At 38.8% G+C, this 23022-nt stretch carries 19 protein-coding genes; 16 read left to right on the forward strand and 3 right to left on the reverse strand.

Translation table 11 applies throughout. The features are described 5' to 3' along the window. Positions 1-182 precede the first annotated feature (182 nt). From CHH58_RS18910 to CHH58_RS07665, 5 genes are all read left to right on the forward strand, one after another. A complete protein-coding gene (locus CHH58_RS18910) occupies positions 183-359 on the forward strand; it encodes a class II bacteriocin (RefSeq protein WP_430980836.1) in 177 nt (58 codons plus the stop codon). Between the two features lie 832 nt (positions 360-1191). Next, positions 1192-3375 carry a peptidase domain-containing ABC transporter gene (locus tag CHH58_RS07650; protein ID WP_095262293.1) on the forward strand — a complete coding sequence of 728 codons (2184 nt, stop codon included), beginning with the start codon at positions 1192-1194 and terminating at the stop codon, positions 3373-3375. Continuing rightward, complete coding sequence (locus CHH58_RS07655) at positions 3376-3897, forward strand: HlyD family efflux transporter periplasmic adaptor subunit (RefSeq protein ID WP_095262294.1); 522 nt, start codon at positions 3376-3378, stop codon at positions 3895-3897. It begins immediately after the preceding gene. A gap of 653 nt (positions 3898-4550) precedes the next feature. Next, positions 4551-5567, forward strand: a complete 1017-nt coding sequence (locus CHH58_RS07660; protein WP_095262295.1) for an oxidoreductase — start codon at positions 4551-4553, stop codon at positions 5565-5567. A 150-nt stretch (positions 5568-5717) separates the two neighbouring features. After that, positions 5718-7133 carry an amino acid permease gene (locus tag CHH58_RS07665; RefSeq protein WP_095262296.1) on the forward strand — a complete coding sequence of 472 codons (1416 nt, stop codon included), beginning with the start codon at positions 5718-5720 and terminating at the stop codon, positions 7131-7133. An 81-nt stretch (positions 7134-7214) separates the two neighbouring features. Here the strand turns inward: CHH58_RS07665 and CHH58_RS07670 are convergent, their stop codons facing one another. Further along, a complete protein-coding gene (locus CHH58_RS07670; RefSeq protein WP_095227328.1) occupies positions 7215-7919 on the reverse strand; it encodes a DUF421 domain-containing protein in 705 nt (234 codons plus the stop codon). 368 nt (positions 7920-8287) lie between these two features. Here CHH58_RS07670 and CHH58_RS07675 point away from each other — a divergent pair, with 368 nt between their 5' ends. From CHH58_RS07675 to CHH58_RS07685, 3 genes are read left to right on the forward strand one after another with little or no spacing between them, the layout of a single operon-like run. After that, the gene (locus CHH58_RS07675; protein WP_095262297.1) at positions 8288-10135 is read left to right on the forward strand and encodes a beta-glucoside-specific PTS transporter subunit IIABC; all 1848 of its coding nucleotides are present in this window, start codon (positions 8288-8290) and stop codon (positions 10133-10135) included. 5 nt (positions 10136-10140) lie between these two features. After that, on the forward strand, positions 10141-11595 hold the full coding sequence (locus CHH58_RS07680) for a glycoside hydrolase family 1 protein (protein ID WP_095232022.1): 1455 nt from the start codon (positions 10141-10143) through the stop codon (positions 11593-11595). A gap of 30 nt (positions 11596-11625) precedes the next feature. Further along, positions 11626-12474: a BglG family transcription antiterminator gene (locus CHH58_RS07685; protein WP_095227340.1), complete on the forward strand. Its 849-nt coding sequence runs from the start codon at positions 11626-11628 to the stop codon at positions 12472-12474. Positions 12475-12640: 166 nt separating this feature from the next. Here CHH58_RS07685 and CHH58_RS07690 read toward each other — a convergent pair whose 3' ends face one another. Then, positions 12641-13024: a RidA family protein gene (locus CHH58_RS07690; protein WP_095227334.1), complete on the reverse strand. Its 384-nt coding sequence runs from the start codon at positions 13022-13024 to the stop codon at positions 12641-12643. A gap of 105 nt (positions 13025-13129) precedes the next feature. Between CHH58_RS07690 and CHH58_RS07695 the strand changes: the two genes are divergently transcribed. The 6 genes from CHH58_RS07695 (at position 13130) to CHH58_RS07720 (ending at position 19697) form a co-directional block, all read left to right on the forward strand. Then, entirely contained in the window at positions 13130-13468 is a 339-nt protein-coding gene (locus CHH58_RS07695) for a winged helix-turn-helix transcriptional regulator (RefSeq protein ID WP_095232385.1), read from the forward strand. Between the two features lie 535 nt (positions 13469-14003). Continuing rightward, positions 14004-15002: a LacI family DNA-binding transcriptional regulator gene (locus tag CHH58_RS07700; protein WP_095232023.1), complete on the forward strand. Its 999-nt coding sequence runs from the start codon at positions 14004-14006 to the stop codon at positions 15000-15002. Positions 15003-15116: 114 nt separating this feature from the next. Then, positions 15117-16088: a substrate-binding domain-containing protein gene (locus tag CHH58_RS07705; RefSeq protein WP_249275065.1), complete on the forward strand. Its 972-nt coding sequence runs from the start codon at positions 15117-15119 to the stop codon at positions 16086-16088. A 78-nt stretch (positions 16089-16166) separates the two neighbouring features. Then, the gene (locus CHH58_RS07710; RefSeq protein ID WP_095262298.1) at positions 16167-17672 is read left to right on the forward strand and encodes a sugar ABC transporter ATP-binding protein; all 1506 of its coding nucleotides are present in this window, start codon (positions 16167-16169) and stop codon (positions 17670-17672) included. A 1-nt stretch (position 17673) separates the two neighbouring features. Next, positions 17674-18651, forward strand: a complete 978-nt coding sequence (locus CHH58_RS07715; protein ID WP_249275066.1) for an ABC transporter permease — start codon at positions 17674-17676, stop codon at positions 18649-18651. A gap of 11 nt (positions 18652-18662) precedes the next feature. After that, a complete protein-coding gene (locus tag CHH58_RS07720) occupies positions 18663-19697 on the forward strand; it encodes a Gfo/Idh/MocA family protein (protein ID WP_095232026.1) in 1035 nt (344 codons plus the stop codon). 121 nt (positions 19698-19818) lie between these two features. Here CHH58_RS07720 and CHH58_RS07725 read toward each other — a convergent pair whose 3' ends face one another. Further along, the gene (locus CHH58_RS07725; RefSeq protein WP_093880861.1) at positions 19819-20433 is read right to left on the reverse strand and encodes a GntR family transcriptional regulator; all 615 of its coding nucleotides are present in this window, start codon (positions 20431-20433) and stop codon (positions 19819-19821) included. Between the two features lie 218 nt (positions 20434-20651). Between CHH58_RS07725 and garR the strand changes: the two genes are divergently transcribed. Further along, entirely contained in the window at positions 20652-21545 is an 894-nt protein-coding gene (gene garR / locus CHH58_RS07730) for a 2-hydroxy-3-oxopropionate reductase (protein ID WP_095262299.1), read from the forward strand. Positions 21546-21549: 4 nt separating this feature from the next. Further along, positions 21550-22983: a four-carbon acid sugar kinase family protein gene (locus CHH58_RS07735; RefSeq protein WP_170937610.1), complete on the forward strand. Its 1434-nt coding sequence runs from the start codon at positions 21550-21552 to the stop codon at positions 22981-22983. Positions 22984-23022: the final 39 nt, after the last annotated feature.

Here is a 23022-nt window from a genome sequence, read left to right on the forward strand (position 1 = left end):
TAAGAATAGTATAAATTCTATTCTATTAATTTCTGCAACGTAATTACTTCTAAGTATCAAATGATATCAATGGAATTAATTTTACATATTTACTAATTTGTGATAAAATTTATTTGGAAGAAAATTCAAATAAAAGGGGACTAATAAACATGCAAAATCTAAAAGAATTGAGCATTATGGAAATGCAACAGATTTCTGGCGGGGCCCAAGCTAGACAAGAGGGTGGGGGTTCAAAGACTAGATCATATGGTAATGGGGTTTATTGTAACAGAAGTAAATGCTGGGTTAATTGGAATGAAACTACTCAATCGGTAGTTAAGATATCAATTGATGGTTGGGTAAAATCATTCAGAAGATGAACTTTAAAAAAAGATAAATCATATTGATATTGATAATCTCACTCCATACGTAAGCTATTGTGGAGTGAGATTAAGAATACCTATTATGTCATAGTCTGCGGGTCTCCATTTGTTTAGATTGTATTGTGCAGGCAATTGGTTAGTTAGAGCCAAGTATTGATTTGATAGTACTCTTATTCAATTATTATTGTAGCCTATCAGTGCTCGCAAATTTTCTTATTACAAGAAATTAAGCTCTTATTTAATGCATTTAGTGCCAATAATTATCAATTATCTATTAACCGTACAAGTTGCCTTTTCCTTCATACTTCTTATAACAGCCTCTCAAGTTTGTAAGTACCTCTTTTAATAAGTAAAGAATAAACCCCAACTTTTTCGTAAGAATTTAATGGGCAACAATATGCATTAAAAAATATTATTGGTAAGGTTAATATTTTTTGACTTAATTCATTTCTTGTTATATTTCTCATTTATAAAACACCTTTACGTTCTTCATTGGTTCCTTATTCTTGATTTAATTCTTTAAATTAAATAGAAACAAATAAATGATGGAATTAGATTAGAAATAAGCTACTTTTATTACACCAGAAAGCGACCAAAATAAACACACATAATTGGAGGCATCAAAAGCTTTTCTAGCTTTTCTATCTCCTCAATATTACATTTAATCTTTAAATAATTGGAGAGAATAGAAAGTGAGTTATTAAAACGATGATGACTAATTGAACTTTTCGATATATTTTATTTTGTTGCTATAAAAACAGACTTTGTTTAGAATATGTGAATTTTGAAAGTTAATAAATATAAAACTTGAGACTGATGGAGTAAACCAATGAATTTTAGAAGATATCACTGTGTAAAACAACTGGATGAGACAGATTGTGGCGCAGCATGTTTAGCTACAATCTTAAGGCATTATGGATCAAAGAAATCCATCACAAAAATTCGAGATATTGCAAGCACCGATACTGATGGCACTAATGTATTGGGTATGATAGAGGCAGCTGAAGCTTTAGGGTTTTCATCAAAGGGTTATAAGGCTGATAAATCCGTATTTGAACAACAGCTATCTCTTCCGGCCATAGCACATGTTATGTTAGAGGGGAAGCTGTTACACTATGTTGTTATACATAAGGTTAAGAAAGAAAAAATCATAGTTGCAGATCCAGGAAAAGGTTTAATTACTTACAATAAAGAAGATTTTTTTGACATTTGGACAGGGATCTTAATCTTCATGGTGCCAAGTGAGAATTACAAAAAACAAGTAGATGAAAGTAATGTGCGAAGGGATCTTTTTAAATTAGTTTTTAGTCAAAAATCTATTATAGTACATACTGCAATTGCATCATTTATAATTGCGATATTTGGTATACTGGGTACTTTCTTTTTTCAAACGATTATTGATCAAATCTTACCTAATGGTTTGGAAAACACTTTACATATTATTTCAATAGGACTTATCGTAATGTACATATTTCAGGTAGTATTATCAGCCTTTAGACAGTACTTATTGATCTTATTAGGACAAAAATTAAGCATATCTATTATGTTAGGTTACTTTAAGCATGTATTAAAGTTGCCTATGAAGTTCTTTAGTACAAGAAAAGATGGTGAAATACTGGCTAGATTTACAGATGCTAGTAAGGTAATTGATGCAATTGTTAGCGCATCTTTATCTTCTGTACTTGATATACTAATGTTGATAATTGTTGGAGTCGTTCTATATATTCAAAACAGCTCCTTGTTCTTTATAACATTATGTTTGATTCCTTTGTATATTATTAATGTTTGGCTATTCATTAAACCCTATGAAGATATTAATAACAAGGAGATGGAGAATAACGCTCAACTTACTTCTAAGATTGTAGAAACTCTCAGAAGCATAGAAACAATTAAAGCATATAATGCAGAAGACTCTATGTCCAATGAAACAGAGAAACGTTTTGTCAGATTACTAAAGTCATCCTATAAGCATGATGTAATCGACAATATACAAAATTCTCTTAAGATGTTTTTAGACTTAGCAAGTGGTGCACTTATATTATGGATTGGTGCCATACAGGTTATGGAAGGAAATATAACCATCGGTCAGCTAATTACATATAATGCATTATTAGCTTATTTTCTAAATCCGTTACAAAATATCATTGGACTTCAATCAACGCTTCAATCAGCTACTGTCGCTTCTAAGCGGCTAGGAGAGATTTTAGATGCAGAGCCAGAAATACAAGAATCTAAATTTACAGTCACTAATCCGGCTTTAATAAGCGGCGGAATAGTATTAGATGATGTTAATTTTAGATATGGAACCAGGGAAAAAGTTTTAAAAAATATATCCTTAAATATTGCAAGAGGAGAGAAAATTGCTTTTATTGGAGAAAGTGGCTCTGGAAAATCTACACTCACAAAACTCCTTATGAATTTCTATCAAGCCGAGTCAGGAAGTATTTTATTTAATGGTTACAACATAAAAGATATAGATATTATTGCACTTCGGGAGACAATAAGCTTTATTCCACAGGAGCCTCACTTTATACAAGGAAGTATCCTGGAGAATTTACTTATGGGGAACACAGAAATGATAAGCTTTGAAGAAGTAATAGAGATTTGTAAACAAACAAATTTACATGATTTTATTAACGATCTACCGAGAAAATACGACACCATCGTCGATGAAGATGGGGCGAATTTTTCTGGCGGCCAGAGGCAAAGATTGGCTATTGCTAGGGCTTTATTACGTAAACCTAGCATTCTTATCATGGATGAATCAACAAGTAGCTTGGATTCAACAACTGAACAGGGAATTACCAATATGGTCTATGACCTTGCCGATAACATAACTACTATTATGATTGCACACCGTTTAAGTACTGTAATGAGGTGTGGCAGAATTGTGGTTATGGAGAAAGGAGAAATCATAGAACAAGGATCCCACGATGACCTCTTAGATAGAAAAGGAAAGTACTTCGAATTGTGGGAAAACCAAATGCCTTACAAATTGGAGGTGACTTCTTAGGTGAAGCGCTCTTTCTTCAGTATTAATGATCTAAGCGAAAGTAGAGAAATTTATGAGTCTAAGCCTAAGGCAATTGGTCTTATCTTTTTATACGTACTTATCGCCATGATAATTACAGGTGTATTTTTTAGTTTTTATTACAAAAGAGAAGTAACTATAGAAGTGAGAGCTGATATTAACTATGCTGAAGTTAGCAGGACTGATAAAGTACTGAAAGCTAAGATATATATACCAAGTCAAGAAATAGCTAATATCTCTGTTAATGATGAAGTTAAAATTTTTATTGAGAATACTAATCAGACTTTCAATAGTAAGATTGAGAATATAAGTCCAGATAGTATAAACAATCAAGAAGGGCAAATGTTTTATATAGCGGAAAGTATTTTAGAAAACAAAGAAACTTCACAAGATAATGAAGTTGCAAAAATTACAACAAATGAGAAGCAAAACAATGTTTCAATTATAGTCGATTCTAAAAGATACATTGATTACATCCTTGTTTTGTTAAATTTTAGTAATTAGTTAATTAATTTATTTTTTATTATTTTGAACTAAAAGTGTATGACTAATAAGGATTTTTTAAATGCTCCTTTTCAAGTGTGAAAATATTAAAAATGTTCAAAGACTAGCTCTGAACTCAGAAGGACTAAGGCTTCTCTTTTATAATTTTTCTTATATAAATGAACATAATCCTCGATAGCTAAGGTCAGTTCTTTATAAGTTGAAATCTTCTTCACATAATGAAATTAATTTTTTCAACGTACTCCAAACTGCTTTTTGCACCGAGCCCATCTGGTATTTCTATATTTCCTCTGAAAGTGTATTGGGAGATACAGTCACTATGCAGGAGAGATGTTATGAGTCTATTTCAAGATCTCCAACAATAATATTCATGACGATTGCACTATAATTCAGTTGGTACAAGTAGTTCGGTTAAATCGTCACCCAAATCCAAGATAACACTGAGATACAGTTTCTCTAGTTAAAATTTCATCCCGGTATACCTTTCATTAGGTAGCAAGGGCTTTTCTTACAGTAGATAGCAAATTACTGTATAGTTCTAAATTTATTTATACTTTTTTCGAGCTACTTATGGATATCGGTTGCTGCTTCAGGAGGCGCTTTTTCATCGTTATCAGGAACATTACATACTAATTTAATACAGGAGGCTGCTTATGCTTACTATCGGTTATATCGGAAATGGAAAAAGCACGAACAGATATCATCTGCCATTCGTTCTACAAAGAGAGAATATAAAGGTTAAAACAATTTATCGAAGAAATCCTAACCACGATAATTGGGATAAGCTTGCAGGAGTAACCTACACTTCAGATTTAGATGAATTACTGAATGACAAAGATATTCAGCTCATCGTAATTTGTACAAAACATGACAGCCATTACGAATACGCAAAACTTGTATTGGAACATAACAAGCATTGTTTGGTTGAAAAGCCATTTATGGAAACTTCAGAACAGGCAAAAGAAATTTTTGCAATGGCAAAAGAGAAGGGATTACTTGTACAGGCGTATCAAAACAGACGTTTTGACAGTGACTTTTTAACTGTTCAAAAGGTTATCGAAGAGGGGAAAATAGGGGACTTGCTTGAAGTGGAAATGCATTATGACTATTATCGTCCCGAAATACCTGAATCCGCGCATTCCTTTGATCCGGCTGAGTCCTATTTATACGGACACGGCTGCCATACACTAGATCAGGTTATCAGCTATTTTGGCAAGCCAGATCATATCCATTATGATGTCAGGCAATTATTAGGACAAGGAAGAATGAATGATTATTTTGATCTGGATTTATATTACGGCACGCTAAAAGTATCCGTAAAATCCAGTTATTTCAGACTGAAAGAAAGACCTAGCTTCGTCGTTTATGGTAAAAAGGGAAGCTTTGTGAAAGAAACGAAAGATCGTCAAGAAGAACATTTGAAGCTTTTTTATATGCCTGATAACAAGGATTTTGGAATCGACACACTAGATCATTATGGTGTTCTGACATATGTAGATGAAGAAGGTACCATCCGCGAAGAAAAAGTAAAATCTGTAGATGGAGATTATGGAAGAGTATATGATGACATTTATGAAGCTGTTATTAATGGTAAAGAAAAGACTATTACGGATGAGCAGACTGTGTTGCAGATGGAAATGTTGGAGACTGGGGTTAAGAACTTAAAGTAAAATGAAGTACGAATAATATGGAAAAAGAGGAGTTGGCACCAGCTAACTCCTCTTTATTATGTGTTGATCGACACCCGGGTATCCTTTAAGAATCGTTTCCTCATTAAAGCAGATAATAACTCCATACATCACGACTTTGAGGAGAAAATTATGGAGAAAAAAAGCAAAGGTTTGTCTGCTACGCAGTTAACAATGATGGCGTTGGGGAGTGTAATAGGAGGTTCATTCTTCCTTGGTTCATCGGTAGCCATCCGGGCAGCGGGGCCTTCCATTATCATTGCTTATATTTTGGCGGGTGTATTGGTTTACTTCATCTTGTATGCTTTGTCAGAGATGACGGTGGCCAATCCTTCCATGGGATCATTCAGCACCTTTGCTGCTCAGAACCTTGGGCAAGGAGCAGGATTTGTAGTTGGCTGGCTTTATTGGACGGGAACAATTTTGTCTATGTCGAGTGAGGCTACCGCAATCAGTATTTTATTCCGGCAGTGGTTCCCCAATGTCTCCATCGCGTTACTTGGGGGATCGGTTATTATTGGCGTGACGCTTATTAATTTATTGGGTGCTGATAAACTTGGCAAGCTGGAGAGTGCGCTCTCTGGTGTTAAAATATTTGCCATCATCTTCTTTATCGTTACAGCTATTGTATTGATCTTTGGATGGCTTCCAGGATCAGGACCGGTTGGAGCAGGAGCGCTGACCGATGAGCCGCTGATGGCGGGTGGTCTCCGTGGTCTAGCCGGAAGTATGCTGCTAATCGTTTTTGCTTATGCAGGTTTTGAAATTATCGGACTTGCTGCCTCTGAAGCGGAGAATCCACGTGAAACAATTCCAAAAGCAATTCGTTATACAGTTTTTTCTCTAGTGGGTCTTTACGTCCTCTATGCTGCTGTATTGCTGCCGCTTATTCCAACTGCATCACTGAATGAAAACACCAGTCCGATGGTTGCTTCCCTTAATCGCTGGGGCATTGGCTGGGCAGGAACTGCTATTAACATCGTTCTTATTTCAGCCATTCTTTCAGCGATGCTGGCAGCCATCTTTGGACTAGGCAGGATGATTCGATCCCTTACTGAGGAAAGACATGCGCCGAGCTGGCTAAGAGATAAAGGAGATGTCCCTTATCGCGGGATTTTGTTTTCCGGACTTGCTATGCTGGTGGGGTTGGGATTTGGTCTTATGTTTCCAAGAGCATATTTAGTCTTAATCAGTACCGGAGGGTTTGCGTTAATCTTCACTTACGCCGTCATCATGGCAAGTCATATTCGCCACCGTAAAAAGCACGGCTGTCCACCGAATGGTATTTGCCAAATGCCGGGGTTTCCCTATAATTCCTGGATAGCTCTAATAAGCATGATTATCGTTTTGCTCTGTATGCCGTTTATTCCAGGACAGGAAACGGGCTTGATTTCCGGGATTGTCATGGTTGTATTTTATACGCTTGTTTATTTGGCTGTACGATCACGTAATCGAAGAAAAGCAGCTTTTGGTCCGCCTCTGCAAAACCTGGTCACCGAATTTTCCGAAGAACTGACTGAGGATGATGAGGGAAAAGAGAAAGAATGAATGGATTAAAGAAACCGCCGTATCCTAAAGGGACCGGCAGTTTTTTTGCCTTAATATAGATGGAAAATGTGACCTCAAAAACTAGCGATACAAGAAAACATTTAAATTCTCATTCTTATCAGTTGTAGCAAGCAGTACGTTTTTTACTTCTGTCTGGTACGCACTGTTCAAATAAGACACAATCCACGCTTCATCCTTTGTGGTTTCTGCTAATTCTTCATAAATAATTTTCCCATCTTTTATGATTGTTCGTGGCAGATAAAAAGGCTGCACTTTTATCTGCATCGTTTCTGGTGTGACCGGTTCATATTTAGGATCTAGAAAGAAGGAAATTCTTCCTTCCGCTTCCCAAAGTGCTAGAGCCACTTTCTTTATATCCACTACTTTTCCTTTTCTTAATTCTTCTAATAGAACGTCTATCGATATTCTGGCATGACGTAAACCTTTATAGAGAATCTCTCCATCCCGAACAACTGGGATAGGCTTATGATTGATTAATTTCCGAAACCAAGGCCATTTTAAGATAAGAAATATCCCTCCCAAGTATAAGACCACCAATACGATGGTTGTAACAATGGATCCTTTGAGTCCGAGTTCTTCATCGGATAAAGGATGGGCAATAATATTTCCAACAACTAATGCAATGACAAAATCAAGGAGTCGCAGCTGCGAGATAGACCGCTGACCAAGAACTTTAGCAACGATCAATAAAAAGACAAAAGAAACGACCGCTCGAAGTACCCATTCAAAAGTAGTAAGTGTTTGCTGGCTATGTAAAAAATCCAAATAAGGCACATCCTTTGTCCGAAGGGACTACATAATTTCATTCATTATTACTATTATCTCCCGTTGAATCCATGGGTATCCTTTAAGTTTATGGAAGCGATGCAGTGGTTCTTGTGCTTCAATCAGGAAGTATTATCTTTAAGCTGTCTTACATTTTTGGATAAACAAAACAGGTTTCTATAATTATCACCAATAAAATGTTGACGCTTACATTTTTGTGTTTTATACTGAAGTCAGTTAAATAAAACCATTAGACATGTGACTGGTAATGCAGGCAGGATCTAATTCGGCAAGATTTATTCATTTGCCGTATTAGGTCCTTTTTTGTTTTCTTTCTACCCGTCGCATCGAGAAAGAGAGGGTTAGGAATGGATTACAAACAAGTCGCAACAGACGTTTTGCAACATATTGGGGGCAAGGAAAATATCGCACATCTTGGGCACTGCTCGACGCGTCTGCGTTTCTCGCTCGTCGATAACAAGAAGGTCGATATCAAGGCGCTGGAAAGTACACCAGGTGTCATCGCTGTCCGCATGACAGCTCAATGCCAGGTAGTTATCGGTAATGATGTGGTAGAGGTTTACAATGAGCTGCAGAAGCTTGTTGGGGATGTTGGCGGGGAAGAAGCTGCGGATCAGCCAAAAGAGAAGAAGAAGATCGGCGCTACAATTCTTGATTTCATTGTCGGTGTGTTCCAGCCGCTAGTACCAGCTATCGCCGGCGGCGGTATCCTGAAGTCATTATTACTTGTGCTTGCTTTGGTTGGGGTCTTGGATAACGAAGGACAAACGTATCAAATCCTTAACATGGTTGGGGATGCGCCATTGTACTTCTTGCCATTGCTAGTTGCGGTTACAACGGCTAATAAACTGAAGGTCAATCCGCTTGTGGCGTTATCAGCAGTTGGTGCCCTTATTTTGCCGAACATGACAACGATGCTTACAGAAGGTGCACAGCTGTTTTCATTCAATCTGCAAAATATCGCGTATGCGTATCAAGTGTTCCCAGCTATCCTTACAGTCCTGTTCTACGCACAAATGGAAAAGCTGTTCACGCGCTTCTCACCAAAGCCGATTCGGATATTCTTTGTACCGATGATGTCGCTAGTGATTACGGTGCCGATTGCGTTACTACTGCTCGGTCCTGCTGGTTTCACATTCGGTCAGGGCTTCGCAGCTGTTATTCTTTGGGTGTATGAATATGTTGGCTGGCTTGCAGTTGCATTGCTAGCTTGTGTGCTGCCGTTCATGGTCGCAATGGGAATGCACAAAGCATTGCTGCCTTACGCGCTGACTACATTGAGTGGAACTGGTCGTGAAGCACTTTACATGCCTGCTTCTCTTGCACATAACATCGCAGAAAGCGGCGCCTGCTTTGCCATTGCATTGCGCACGAAAGATAAACGACTACGTACAACGGCTGTATCTGCTGGCATATCGGCATTCTTCGGAATCACAGAGCCTGCGCTGTACGGTGTTACATTGCAAAACAAAAAGGTACTCGCGAGTGTTATGATAGGAGCATTCGTAGGCGGTACATTTGTCGGTATCGTTGGATTGCAGGCATTTGTAGTAGTCGGACCTGGACTTGCCAGCATGAGTATGTTCCTGTCTGAGGATCTGCCGCGAAACATCCTGTATGCAGCAATCGGATTCGTCCTATCGTTCGTCGTTGCCTTCATCGCTGCGTTCATCCTTGGTAAAGACAAAGAACAAGTGCAGCCAGAACAAGAGAAATTCGCAGAGAAAATCGCAAGAGGTGAGACTTTCACCAGTCCAGTAGCCGGTAAAATGATACCGCTATCACAAGTGCAAGATGAAGTATTCTCGTCCAAAGCAATGGGAGAGGGAATCGCGGTTGTCCCATCTAAAGGCGAGCTTTACGCACCGGTAGACGGAGAAATCTCGATGATCTTTGAAACAAGCCATGCACTTGGCATGAAAACAAAGACTGGAGCAGAGATATTGTTCCACGTGGGACTAAACACCGTTCAACTTGGCGGCGAGCACTTCACACCGCAGGCCAAAGTCGGAGATCAGGTAAAAGCAGGCGATGTGCTGCTCACATTCGATCTTGAGAAAATCAAAGCAGCTGGCTTTGATCCAGTTACACTCGCCATCATCACCAATACCGACAAATATGATGTTCAAATCAACAAACAAGAAAACGTTACCCGTCAGGATAAGCTGATGGTTATCACCCAACTAGGAGGCTGAAACAGATGACATTTTCAAAAGATTTCTTATGGGGCGGCGCTATTGCCGCTAACCAGGCAGAGGGTGCTTGGAATGTAGACGGCAGAGGCATGAGCGTAGCGGATGTAGCCAGCTACCGTTCGGATCTTAGTCTAGATGATTACGAAGGACATTTAGCGATTAGTTCGGGGGTTGTCCAAAAGGCAATGGACGATCCGACCGATAAATATTATCCTAAACGCCGCGGTATCGATTTCTACCATCATTACAAAGAAGATTTGGCGCTGTTCGCTGAAATGGGCTTTAAGGCACTGCGTATCTCTATCGCCTGGAGCCGCATCTTCCCAACAGGAGAGGAACAAGAGCCAAACGAAAAAGGCCTACAGTTCTATGACAATCTGTTCAAGGAAATGAAAAAGCACAACATCGAGCCAATTGTGACACTGTCCCACTATGAAATGCCATTGGCACTCAGCGTGAAATATAACGGCTGGGTTGAACGAAAAGTGATCGATGATTTTGTCCGCTTCTCAAATGTGTGCTTCAATCGCTATAAAGATTACGTGAAATACTGGCTCACGTTCAACGAAATCGACAGCATTAACCGCCATCCTTTCACAACAGCAGGCATTATTCCGGATAAGTGCCCAGAAGGTAAGGAAGAAGAGCAGGTATATCAAGCGCTGCATCACCAGTTTGTCGCATCTGCCCTTGTCACAAAAGACTGTCATGAAATCATTCCAGGCAGTCAGGTCGGCTGTATGCTGACGAAGCTTACAACATATCCAAACACTTGTAAGCCAGAAGACGTGGAAATCACGCTCAAGAAGAACCTGCAGAACTACTTTTATGCAGATGTACAGGTATTCGGGGAGTACCCGCGCCTGACACTGAAGAAGCTGGAACGTAAGGGTATCCAAATTCAAATGGAAGAAGGCGACTTGGAGATTCTGAAGGAAAACACAGTCGACTATCTATCCTTCAGTTATTACATGTCCCTGACAGAATCCGCAAAAGACGGTTTGGAGAGAGCAGCTGGTAACACGGTAACAGGAGTCAAAAATCCGTATCTTCCAGCTACCGACTGGGGCTGGCAGATAGACCCCGTTGGGTTGAAGATTAGTTTGTTAGAGCTTTATGATCGTTATAGAAAGCCGCTCATCATCGTCGAAAACGGCATGGGCGCTAAGGATGTAGTGGAAAGCGATGGCAGTATCCATGATGATTACCGCGTTAACTACTTCCGTGAGCATTTCCGTCAAATGAAGGAAGCAGTCGAAGAAGGTGTCGAGCTGTTCGGCTACACTAGCTGGGGTTCAATCGATATCATCAGTGCCGGCACATCACAAATGTCGAAGCGCTACGGCTTCATTTACGTCGACCAAGATGACGACGGCAACGGTACACTCGAACGTACCCGCAAGGATTCCTTCTATTGGTACAAAAAAGTGATTGAGAGCAACGGGGAAGACCTCGACTGATAGATACACCGCAGAGGATAGGTGATGCCGATGATTAAGATCAAAAAAGTGCTCAATTCCAGCGTTGTGCTGGTAGAGGGTGAGGAAAAGCAAGAATATATCCTATTCGGCAAAGGAATCGGCTATGGCCAAAAAGCCGGCAGCATCATCAAAGAGGATCAGGCTGACCAGACTTTTATGCCGATTGAAAATGCCAAGGCCAAGGAGTTTCTGCGTCTTTTGGACTCCATTCCGCAAGCATTTATCGACCTGACACAGCAGATCGTCCATCACGCCGAGCAGCAGCTCGGCACAAAGCTGAACACCGGCATTTATTTCACGCTTATGGATCATTTGCATTTCGCGGTTGAACGCTATAAAAAGAATATTAATATCACGAATCGTGTGTTCTGGGAAATAAAGAATTTTTACCAAGAGGAATTTGAGGTAGGCACGTACGCCCTACAGTTGATCAACAAGCGGTTCCAGATCGAGCTGCCGAAAGAGGAAGCAGCAAATATCGCCTTCCACTTAATCAATGCTCAAGGCGAAAAGCAGGAATCCAACGACGGGATGAAATACGCTAAAATGATTGGCGGCATCGTCAACCTCGTCAGATATGCCCTGCAAATTAAAATGGACACTGACAACATCCATTACGGCCGCTTCATTACACATGTGAAATTCTTCGTCGAGCGCTTCTACGCAGACAGTATGCTCGACGACCCAGAAAATCTATTGTTCGAACAAATCGCCAACCTGTATCCACAAGCCATGGACATCGCCTTCAAGATCGAGAATTACATCTCACAAGTTCACGGCACGATGCTGCCGAAGGAAGAGCTTGCGTATCTAGCAGTGCATATTCATCGATTGGCATCATATCAGCAGTTGAAATAAAAAAAGAACAGTAAATACTCAGAAACCCGACCTAATGCAAATCTTCCCATACAGATTTGTAACATAGGACGGGTTTTCTTCTAGCTGGAATGCTCTTATCCCAGTCTCTTACTCATGTAAAAGTAATATATAACTCTCGACACATTCATATAATACAATAGCTTATTTATTCGGTGTGTGCGATAGCTGAGATTTCAATCAACTGCTCTGGAAATGCCAGGTAGGTTACGCCGATGAGGCTGCCTGCTGGCCGGTGAGTATCTAGGTATTCCTTGAAGAGGTTGATAACAGACTCGGTATGCGCTTGGGGATTAGTTAAATAGATTTCCACATAAGCAAGGTTGGACTTTGTGGCATTCAATTCTTTCAGTACACGATCAAGGTTTTCGAGCGTTTGTCGCGTCTGGGCTTCGATATTGTCCTCGCCAATGAATGTGCCGTCCTCATTATGTGAAAATTGGCCTGAAACGTAAATCGTACCGTTCACGCTGTAGCCTTGACTGATACCGTGATCCCAAAGGTTGTGATTATAAGTTTTAATATCCTTCATATTTTTCTCTCCTTTTATTTGAATTAAGGTAAGTATAGAATGAATAGGAAAAGGAAAATAGTACGCACTTTTTTGATAGATACTACCAGAAAGGATAGTGTTCATATGGGTATGGCTGATTATAAGGGGAAGGGGAATGTCCAGGAGACGCCTTTTGGTTATACGCTGTCCGTTGTTGGAGGTAAGTGGAAAATGCTTATCCTTTATCTATTGGCAGAAAATCAACCCGTTCGTTTTAATGAAATGAATAGAAAGCTAGAGCCAATCACTTATAAGATGTTAAGTTCCCAGCTTAAAGAATTGGAAGCAGATGGGATGGTCACACGAAAAGAATTTCCTCAAATTCCTCCTAAAGTGGAGTACAGTCTTACCCCTAAAGCAGAAACGCTATTACCTGTATTGGAGCAGTTATGTGAATGGGGAGAAATAAACCGTAATCATTAACTCCTTTCTGCATAGCTGTACGAATGACAGGTATTGTTTCAAAAGATTGAGTGAAGTTGATATGCAAATCTTTAAATAAAGAGCAGCCGATCACATAATATAGAAAATCCATATTGAAGAGAGCCCCTTCTGTGAGAGCAGAGGGGCTGTTCGTTTACTACATACATTTGGATTATGTTGAAAGTAGATACATTACATAGCAAATGGAGAGTGCCAATTCAGGATAAAACGACAGATCTTAAAACCCTGCAACATGTAAGAAGACCTAAATTCCTTTCTGTTTGAAACGGAATTTAGGTCTTCTTTTCTTTTTAAGTAAGAGCATTCAATAAACTATAATCCCCAATTACAGACTTCGTACTCATTTCCAAATCACTGATAATGTAATCCGTTACAAAATCAGCATATACCTATGAATGCACCCATATCGTTAAAGTATAAATAAATCATAGCAACTTGAGTAAAAAGTTCTTTGAAAAATGTAATCGATTTCATTTAGGCGCATACAATGGTTCTTAGGAAAGTAGGGAAAAAGTTGGCGAACATTCAGGAGGTTGCAAAACAAGCGAGAGTTTCTGTTGCAACGGTATCAAGAGTACTCAATGGACAAAATACTGTATCTGAAAAAACAAGAAAAAAAGTGGAAGAAGCAATAAAGAAGTTAAATTATGAACCTAGTATGTTGGGGAGAAATCTAAGAAATTCGGAAAGTCGGCTTTTCTTAATCTTAATTCCATCGATCTCCAATCCATTTTATTTAGAAATAATTAAAGGAATTGAAGCAGTTGCCATTAGCCAAAATTATAATATTCTTTTATGTGAAACAGATTCGAACCCTGAAAAAGAGAATATCTTTTTCGATCTTGTTCGAAAAAAGATGGCTGATGGACTTATCTCAATGGATCCTACTGTAAATATAGAAACACTGAAAAATCTCTCCGAGAAGCATGCAATTATCCAATGCAGTGAGTATGAAGAAGGGAGTGGAATTCCTTATGTGACGATAGATAACGAGGAAGCTTCTTACCGGGCGGTTAAGCATTTAATTCAAATTGGCCATAAAAAAATTGCCTTAATAAACTCTGATGAAAAATACTTATACGCACGGCAGAGAAAAATGGGTTATCTAAGGGCTTTAGAGGAGTATGGGATCACTTTAAATAGTCAGTATATTATTCTTACCCAGCATTTGGACTTTGAGAATGGCCAGCATGCAATGAGAAAGATATTGAATCTTCATGATAGACCGACTGCTGTATTTTCTGTATCAGATCTTTTGGCTATTGGAGCACTTAAAGAGATAAATACTTTTGGATTGCAAGTACCAAGTGATATTGCCGTAGTGGGTTTTGATAAAATTGACTTTTCAAATATGACGAATCCAACCCTTACAACCATTGCCCAACCGATGCACAAGATGGGAACTGTTGCAGCAAAAATGCTGATTGATAAGATGAATGGAAAAGAAGTGGAAAGTATCATATTAGATCATGAACTCGTGGTAAGAGAATCAACATCAGGTCAATCCATCTAATATTAGCTCTCTGCTATTAAAGAGGTTAATAGCAGAGAGCTGACCTTAGATGTGAGATGTAATGTAACCGGTTACAAATCACGTATAAGGAGCGTTTTTTCAAAAAATAAAGGGGTGAAAGATTTGAAAAAATGGCTGGTCTCCATGTTAGCTTTCGTTACAATCTTTGGTTTGGTTGCATGTAGTAGTGATACTGGGAGTTCCGATAGTAAAGAAGATGACACACTGAAAATTGGTATATCCTTACCATCTGCAACACATGGTTGGATGGGAGCATTAATTGATAGTGCTGAAAAGCAGGCAAAGGCACTTAAGGAAAGTGATGATATTGAGTATGTGATGACAAATGCTGCTGATCCAAACAAGCAAGCTAATGATGTCGATGATTTAATTGCTCAAGATGTGGACGTTATTGTAATGCTTCCTATTGAATCTGCAGCACTTTCTCCTGTAGGACAAAAAATCAAGGATGCAGGAATTCCGTTAGTTATTGTTGATCGCGAGCTTGAAAATGATGCGGCTACTGTAGTTGTGAAAGGTGATAATGAAGGAATTGGTGTTAATGCAGGAAAGTACTTCGTCGAAAAGTTAGAAGGAAAAGGGAAAGTGGTTGAAATTACTGGTCCGCCAAGTTCAGTTACAGAGCAGCGTGGTGCAGGCTTTAAAGAAGCAATGGAAAGTTCAGATATCGAAGTCATTGCTTCACAAAGCGGGGATTTCTCAACCGAAAAATCATTAGAAGTTATGCAAAATATTTTACAGGCAAATCCTCAAATTGACGCTGTGTTTACACAGGATGATGGAATGGCTCTTGGTGTTATCCAAGCTATCAAAGAAGCTGGACGTACAGATATACAATTTGTAACAGGTGCAGGTGGTGGAAAGGCTGTATTTGAAGATATTCAAGCAGATGGCTTAATTTCAGCAACTTTCCTATATTCTCCTACTATGGTGGAGGACGCAGTGAAAATTGCAGGAGACATTGCAAAAGGAACTGATCCTGCAGAATCAATGGTAGTAAAAGAGGCTACTCAAGTTACAAATGATAACGTTGATGAGTTCTATGATCCAGATTCTAAATTCTAAATAGTTGATAGGAAATACAATGATGGTGGGTGATGATTGTATTTCCTATTTTCTTTTAAGGGAGGGATAATATACGCCATGACTAAAAGTCCTTTCATGACAATGAACAATATTGATAAATCATTTAACGGCGTTTCAGTGTTAAAAAAGGTAACTTTTCATGTTGCACAGGGTGAGATACATGCACTCTTAGGAGAAAATGGTGCAGGTAAATCTACGCTGATGAATATCTTAGGCGGAGTCCATCCATTTGATAATGGCTCTATACAAATTAATGGTGAAGAAGTAAAGATAACAAATCCAAGGGCTGCCCAAGAATATGGTATTAGTTTTATCCATCAAGAGCTTAATGTCGTGTCTGATCTAAGAGTCTACGAAAATATGTTTTTGGGTTCAGAAATTCGCACTAGATACGGATTTCTAAAAGTAGATGAGATGTGTCAAAAAACAAATGAAATACTAGCAAAGCTTGGCGTAGATATCGATCCAAAAGAATATGTAAGAAATCTAGAAACCTCCTACAAACAATTAATTGAAATATCCAAAGCATTATTACACAAATCCAAACTGATTATTATGGATGAACCAACAACTTCTTTAGCAGAACATGAAGTTAAACGATTATTTGGATTGATGAATAACTTAAAGCAATCTGGTGTGTCTATTATTTATATCTCTCATAAGTTAAAGGAAATCAAGGAAGTTTGTGATAGATATACAGTGCTTCGTGATGGCGAGCTTGTTGGTAATGGGAGTATGGAAGAGGAGAATTTAGATACGATAACAAAACTCATGGTTGGTAAATCTATTTCCCAAGAGCGATTAATTCAAGACCATACCTTTGGTTCAGAAGTGTTAGAAGTGAATAACTTATCAAGTCCAGGGTGTTTTAGCAACATTAGCTTTACTCTTAAAAAAGGGGAGATAGCAGGCTTTACTGGCTTAGCAGGAGATGGGAGAACGGAGCTTTTTGAAAGCTTATTTGGTTATCGAAAAACATACACCGGTGAAATCAAAATAAATAATCAGCTGATAAAAATAGATCATCCACGTAAAGCAGTAAAAGCAGGATTAGGACTTGTACCGAAGGATCGAAAGGAAAATGCAATTATTAAAGATCTAAGCGTTATTCATAATATGAGTTTATCATCTATCGGACACTTTGAGAGAGTTGGTTTTATCCAAGATAAACTGGAAAAGGAAAGATTTCAGTACTATAAGGAAAAGTTGAATATTAAAGTACACAACCCACGCATTACGATCGATAAGTTAAGCGGTGGAAACCAGCAAAAAGTCATTATTGCTAAATGGTTAGAGGTTGATACGGACATTATTATTTTCGATAATCCAACACAAGGAATTGATATTGGGGCAAAACAAGAAATATATCATCAAATCGTCTCTTTAGCCGAACAAGGCAAGGCCGTTATTATCTTATCTTCGGAAGCACCTGAGATACTTAAGATTTGTCATCAAATCTATGTGATGTTTCAAGGGGAAATAACAGCAAGATTTAAGGGAGAAGAAGTAACAGAAGACGAAATAATGAGTTATGCAACTGGCTCAAAAAGGGAGGCGAAGTAAATTGGCTAATACTAAGATGGTCAAAGAACAAAAGCCGCAAATGTCTACTATAAAAGGCAGACTCTCGTGGCTGTGGTCTGAGTACAGCGTTATCATTGCCTTCATTATTATTTTTATTGCAGCATCGGTTTTGAGTCCTAGATTTCTAGATATGAATAATCAGCTCAATATATTAATGCAAGTATCTATTATTGGAATAGTAGCTTTAGGTATGACTATTGTCATGTTGTCAGGTGGTATTGATCTTTCAGTGGGTTCTGTGCTTGTATTGGTCGGTGTTGTTACAGTTTTAGCTTTAAATGCCACAGGAAGTATTTGGATTGCCTTACTAACGGCATTTATAGTCGGATCATTTGCAGGTTTCTTGAATGGAGTAATGGTGGCTAAAGGAAGAATTGCGTCGTTCATTGCGACCCTCGGAATGATGGCGGCTGCCCGCTCTATTGCCTTGTATATTGCTGAAGGTGGCAGTATTTCAGGGGAAGTTTCAGGGTTCACTGCAATTGCTAATAACAATTTGTGGATTTTTGATTATCCCATTCTTATCTTCCTTATCATGACGATACTTGTTTATATTTTAATGCATAAAACACGTTTCGGACGTCATGTATACGCCATAGGAAGTAATGAGAAAGCTGCCCTTCTTTCAGCCATTCGAGTAGATCGGATAAAAATTGGTGTCTATAGCTTGGCAGGCTTACTAGTGAGTATAGCAGCTATTATTGAGACATCTCGACTGAACTCCATTTCTTCTTCTAGTTCAGGAGTCCAATATGAACTAGATGCGATCGCTGCAGTAATAATTGGTGGTACAAGAATGACTGGTGGACGCGGAAAGATCATAGGTACATTTTTTGGAGTGCTCATCTTAGGTATTCTAAATAATATGATGAATTTAATGAACGTATCTCCGCATCTTCAAGGGTTTGTTAAGGGCTTAATCATTATTATTGCAGTAGTATTCCAAAAGAGAGAGTAGGAGGGATTGCTATGGGTATAAAAGTGGGTATTATCGGGTGTGGCTCGATCACTAAATTACGCCATGCACCTGAATATAAATCTAATCCATATGTGGATGAGATTGTTTTTTTCGACCGGAATGCAGATCGCGCTATAGAGCTTGCAAATGAATTTGGTGGGAAAGTTGTTCAATCAGTGGAAGAGCTATATGCCGATTCTGCTATTGATGTAATTAGTGATTGTTCGACTAATGAATATCATCATATCTATTCTACCAATGCACTATTAAGTGGCAAGCATGTCTTATGTGAAAAGCCAATTTCTTTAACTATTGAACATGCTAATAAAATAGTGGCAGCTCAGAAGAAAGCCGGAAAGAAATTAATGGTTGATCACAACCAACGATTTAATCGTGCGCATCAAAAAGCAAAAGAAATTATTAGTAATGGAGAACTTGGAAAAGTACTAACTTTTAAAACAACCTTTGGACATTCTGGACCTGAACAATGGGGGGCAAATAAGTCAAACTCTACATGGTTTTTTAAGAAAGAAAGGTCTGGCCATGGAGTGGCAGGAGATTTAGGCATTCATAAAGTGGATTTAATCCATTACATTTTAGAGGATGAAATCGAGCAAGTCAGTGCTTTTCAAGGTGCTCTTGATAAAGTGAATGAGTACGGAGAACCCATTGAAGTGTGTGATAATATTGTATGCACTTTAAAGACAAAAAAAGGGCGTATAGGTACAGCTTCTTTTTCTTGGACATATTATGGAGAAGAAGATAATAGTACGACTATCTATTGTGAAAAGGGAATACTCAAGATTTATCAAAATGAATCCTACCAATTAGAAGTAATAAGAGAAAACGGAGAGAAGGAACATTATAAACTTGAAAGTATCCAAACAAACAATAAACAAACGAATAGTTTTGTGATCGATGCTTTTATTGAATGTGTACGACTCGATCAGGACCCACTGGTATCAGGAAATGACGCATTATCTTCATTAAAGGTGATTTTGGGCATTTTAGAAGCAGCAGAAACAAATCGGGTTGTTACTATTTAAATAATATAGCTCTTATAGCGGAGCCACCCCAAGGTGTGCTTACAGCGACAATATCCAAGGCCATAATTGCTGATTTATCTCATTGTAATTAAAAGAGAACCGTTGACTCGCGGTTCTCTTTTTAATTTTGACTATTGATTAGATGCAGGCAGAAGTCGAGGTCTTTCTCCAAATGCTGTTTCATTAATTCTTCCGCACGTTCAGGCAATCGGTCTCTAATTGCATTATATATATCTTCGTGCTCCTCAATAAGAAAAGGACGATTGTAAAATACTACTGTCTTACGGAATAAGTAGATAATACTCTGCATGCGGTTAATTGTATCTATCAACTTATCGTTACCGCTGGTTTGAACAATGATCTGATGGAATCTTTCGTTAGCATCCATGATCTCATCATAAGAACCATTTTTTCCTATCTCCACACATTCAGCCAATGTTGCTAATTGCTCAGCGGAAGAATAGGTGGCAGCACAGCGTGCACTATATCCTTCCAAAAGCATACGTACCTGAAAAATGTTTCTTAGATCTTTGTCAGTCGGTTTTACAACTTTTTTATTTATGATTAGTCCTTCGTATTCCAACCTTTTAATTGCATCACGGATTGGCGTTCTACTGAAACCAAGATCTGTGGCTAACTTTTCCTCTGTAATTTTTTCTCCGCTTAGCAACTGACCATTCAATATCTTATCCCGAACTAATTCATAAGACTGTTGCACGGCTTTCTTCTTATCCATATTTATATTTCTCCACCTTAAGTTTCCCATCAGATAAAACCAGTTGGGTTTAACATCATCATATCAAATCTCAGTAAAAAGACAAATTTACCATGAAATAAAACGAAATTAAAACAAATGTATACAATAAAAGGTTAAATTGTATACAAAATTATCTAATTATGTTTAAATTGAGAATGCAAACGTATTCAATATTTTTCGGAGGCGAATAAATCATCATGAAATCAAACATTGGCTTTATTGGACTTGGAATTATGGGGAAACCGATGGCATTGAATTTAATAAAAGCAGGTCAAAATGTAACCGCTTTTGATATTAATAAGACGGCGGTCGAACAGCTGGTTGCAGAAGGAGCAAAACCAGCTCTATCTATCCAGGAAGCTGTGGAAAATAATGATATCGTCATTACTATGCTACCTAGTGCAAAGCACGTAAAAGATGTTGTGTTAGGTGAAAACGGTGTAGCTTCATTTGCTAAAGCGGGGACAATTGTCATTGATATGAGCTCACTTTCTCCAGTTGACAGTGTGGAAATCGCAGCTGCATTAAAGGAAAAAGACATACGTATGATGGATGCACCAGTCAGCGGAGGAGAGCCAAAAGCAATTGATGGGACTCTATCTATTATGGCTGGAGGAAAAGAGGCAGATTTCACAGCAACAAAACACATCTTTGATATTGTGGGAGCTGAAACTGTTCTTGTTGGAGACAATGGAAGCGGTGTAACTGCAAAGCTAGCAAATCAAATAATTGTTAACTTGAATATTGCAGCCATGTCTGAAGCTCTTGTACTGGCAGCAAAAGCAAATATTGATATAGAGAAGATGTACCAGGCAATCAGAGGAGGCCTTGCTGGAAGTACCGTACTTGATGCGAAGGTTCCATTAATTCTCGATCGCAACTTCAAACCAGGCGGCCGAATAGATATTAACTTAAAAGATATTACCAATGTTATGGATACAGCGCATAGCATCGGTGTTCCGCTTCCGCTCACAAGTCAGCTGCTTGAAATTTTCCATGCACTGAAAGCAGACGGAAAAGCAACGGACGACCACGGTGGAATTGTGCAATATTACGAAAAACTTGCTCATGTAGAAGTAGGGAGGAAGTAACGTGATGGCAGAGCAAACCAAACGTCATATTGACGATCTTAAGCGTCTTAGAAAAACAGATAAATCTAAAGCGAAGCAGATGCTGGATGAAGCACTGCAATCATTTAACAAGAAAATCATCGTATTGGATGATGATCCTACAGGAGTACAAACCATTCATGGTATTTCGGTGTATACGGATTGGACGGTAGAGAGTATCCGTGAAGGGTTTAAAGAAAAAAATAGTATGTTCTTTATCCTTACCAATTCCAGAGCATTTACAGCTCAAGAAACAGAGCTGGTGCATCAGGATATCGCGTCATCTGTCTCAAAGATTGCCAAAGAAGAAGGTAAAGAATTTATCATTATAAGTCGCGGTGATTCTACTCTAAGAGGCCACTATCCGTTGGAAACTGATGTACTGAAACAAACGGTAGAAAAAGTAAGCGGTGACAAATTTGATGGAGAAGTCATCTTTCCTTTCTTTAAGGAGGGGGGGCGCTATACGCTCGATAATATCCATTATGTTCAAAATGAGGACAGCTTGATTCCAGCTGGTATGACCGAGTTTGCAAAAGACCGGACATTTGGCTTTACTCATTCGCATCTTGGTGAGTGGGTGGAGGAAAAAACAGAAGGAGAATATCAGGCGGACAAGGTTACTTATCTATCGCTGGATATGATTCGGGCAATGGACATTGATGCCCTTACGAATCAATTAATGCAAGTAAAAGATTTCAATAAAATCGTGATAAATGCAGTTGAATATACAGATGTGCAAATAGCTGTGACGGCCCTGATACGCGCGATGAACGCTGGCAAGAAATTCATGTTCCGTACCGCAGCATCACTCACAAAAGTAATCGGTGGCGTTTCTGACCGTGCACTCTTATCCAAGCAAGATCTGATTACAGAGAATGAGAGTAATGGCGGACTCATCTTGGTAGGATCACATGTGAAGAAAACAACGCAGCAACTTGAACAACTAAAGAAATTGGATGCACTTCATTTTATCGAATTCAACACGCATTTAGTATTAGAGAATGAGGCCTTCAGCGAGGAATTCAATCGCGTGTTGAAAGAGGCAGAAATGCTTATCAAACAAGGTAGAACAGTTGCTGTTTATACCCGAAGAGAGCGTTTAGATCTTGGACCGGACAAAAAAGAAGAAGAATTGCAGCTGTCTGTGAAAATCTCAAAAGCTGTTACTAATATTGTAACGTCTTTAAGCGTACGCCCAAGATTTATTGTTGCAAAAGGTGGTATCACCTCTAGCGATATTGGCGTGAATGGTCTTGCGGTGAAACGCGCGACTGTAGCAGGACAAATTAAGCCTGGTATTCCAGTATGGGTAACTGGAAAGGAAAGTAAGTTTCCAGGCATCGCTTATGTTATCTTCCCGGGGAACGTTGGGGAGGTCACTACGCTGAAAGAAGTAATTGAGGAACTGGCGTACTAACATCATAGGGCAGTACACTCTCATAATAGGGTGTGCTGT

Origin of the sequence: Terribacillus saccharophilus (genome assembly GCF_002272745.1) — a bacterium.
Lineage (GTDB): Bacteria > Bacillota > Bacilli > Bacillales > Amphibacillaceae > Terribacillus > Terribacillus saccharophilus_B.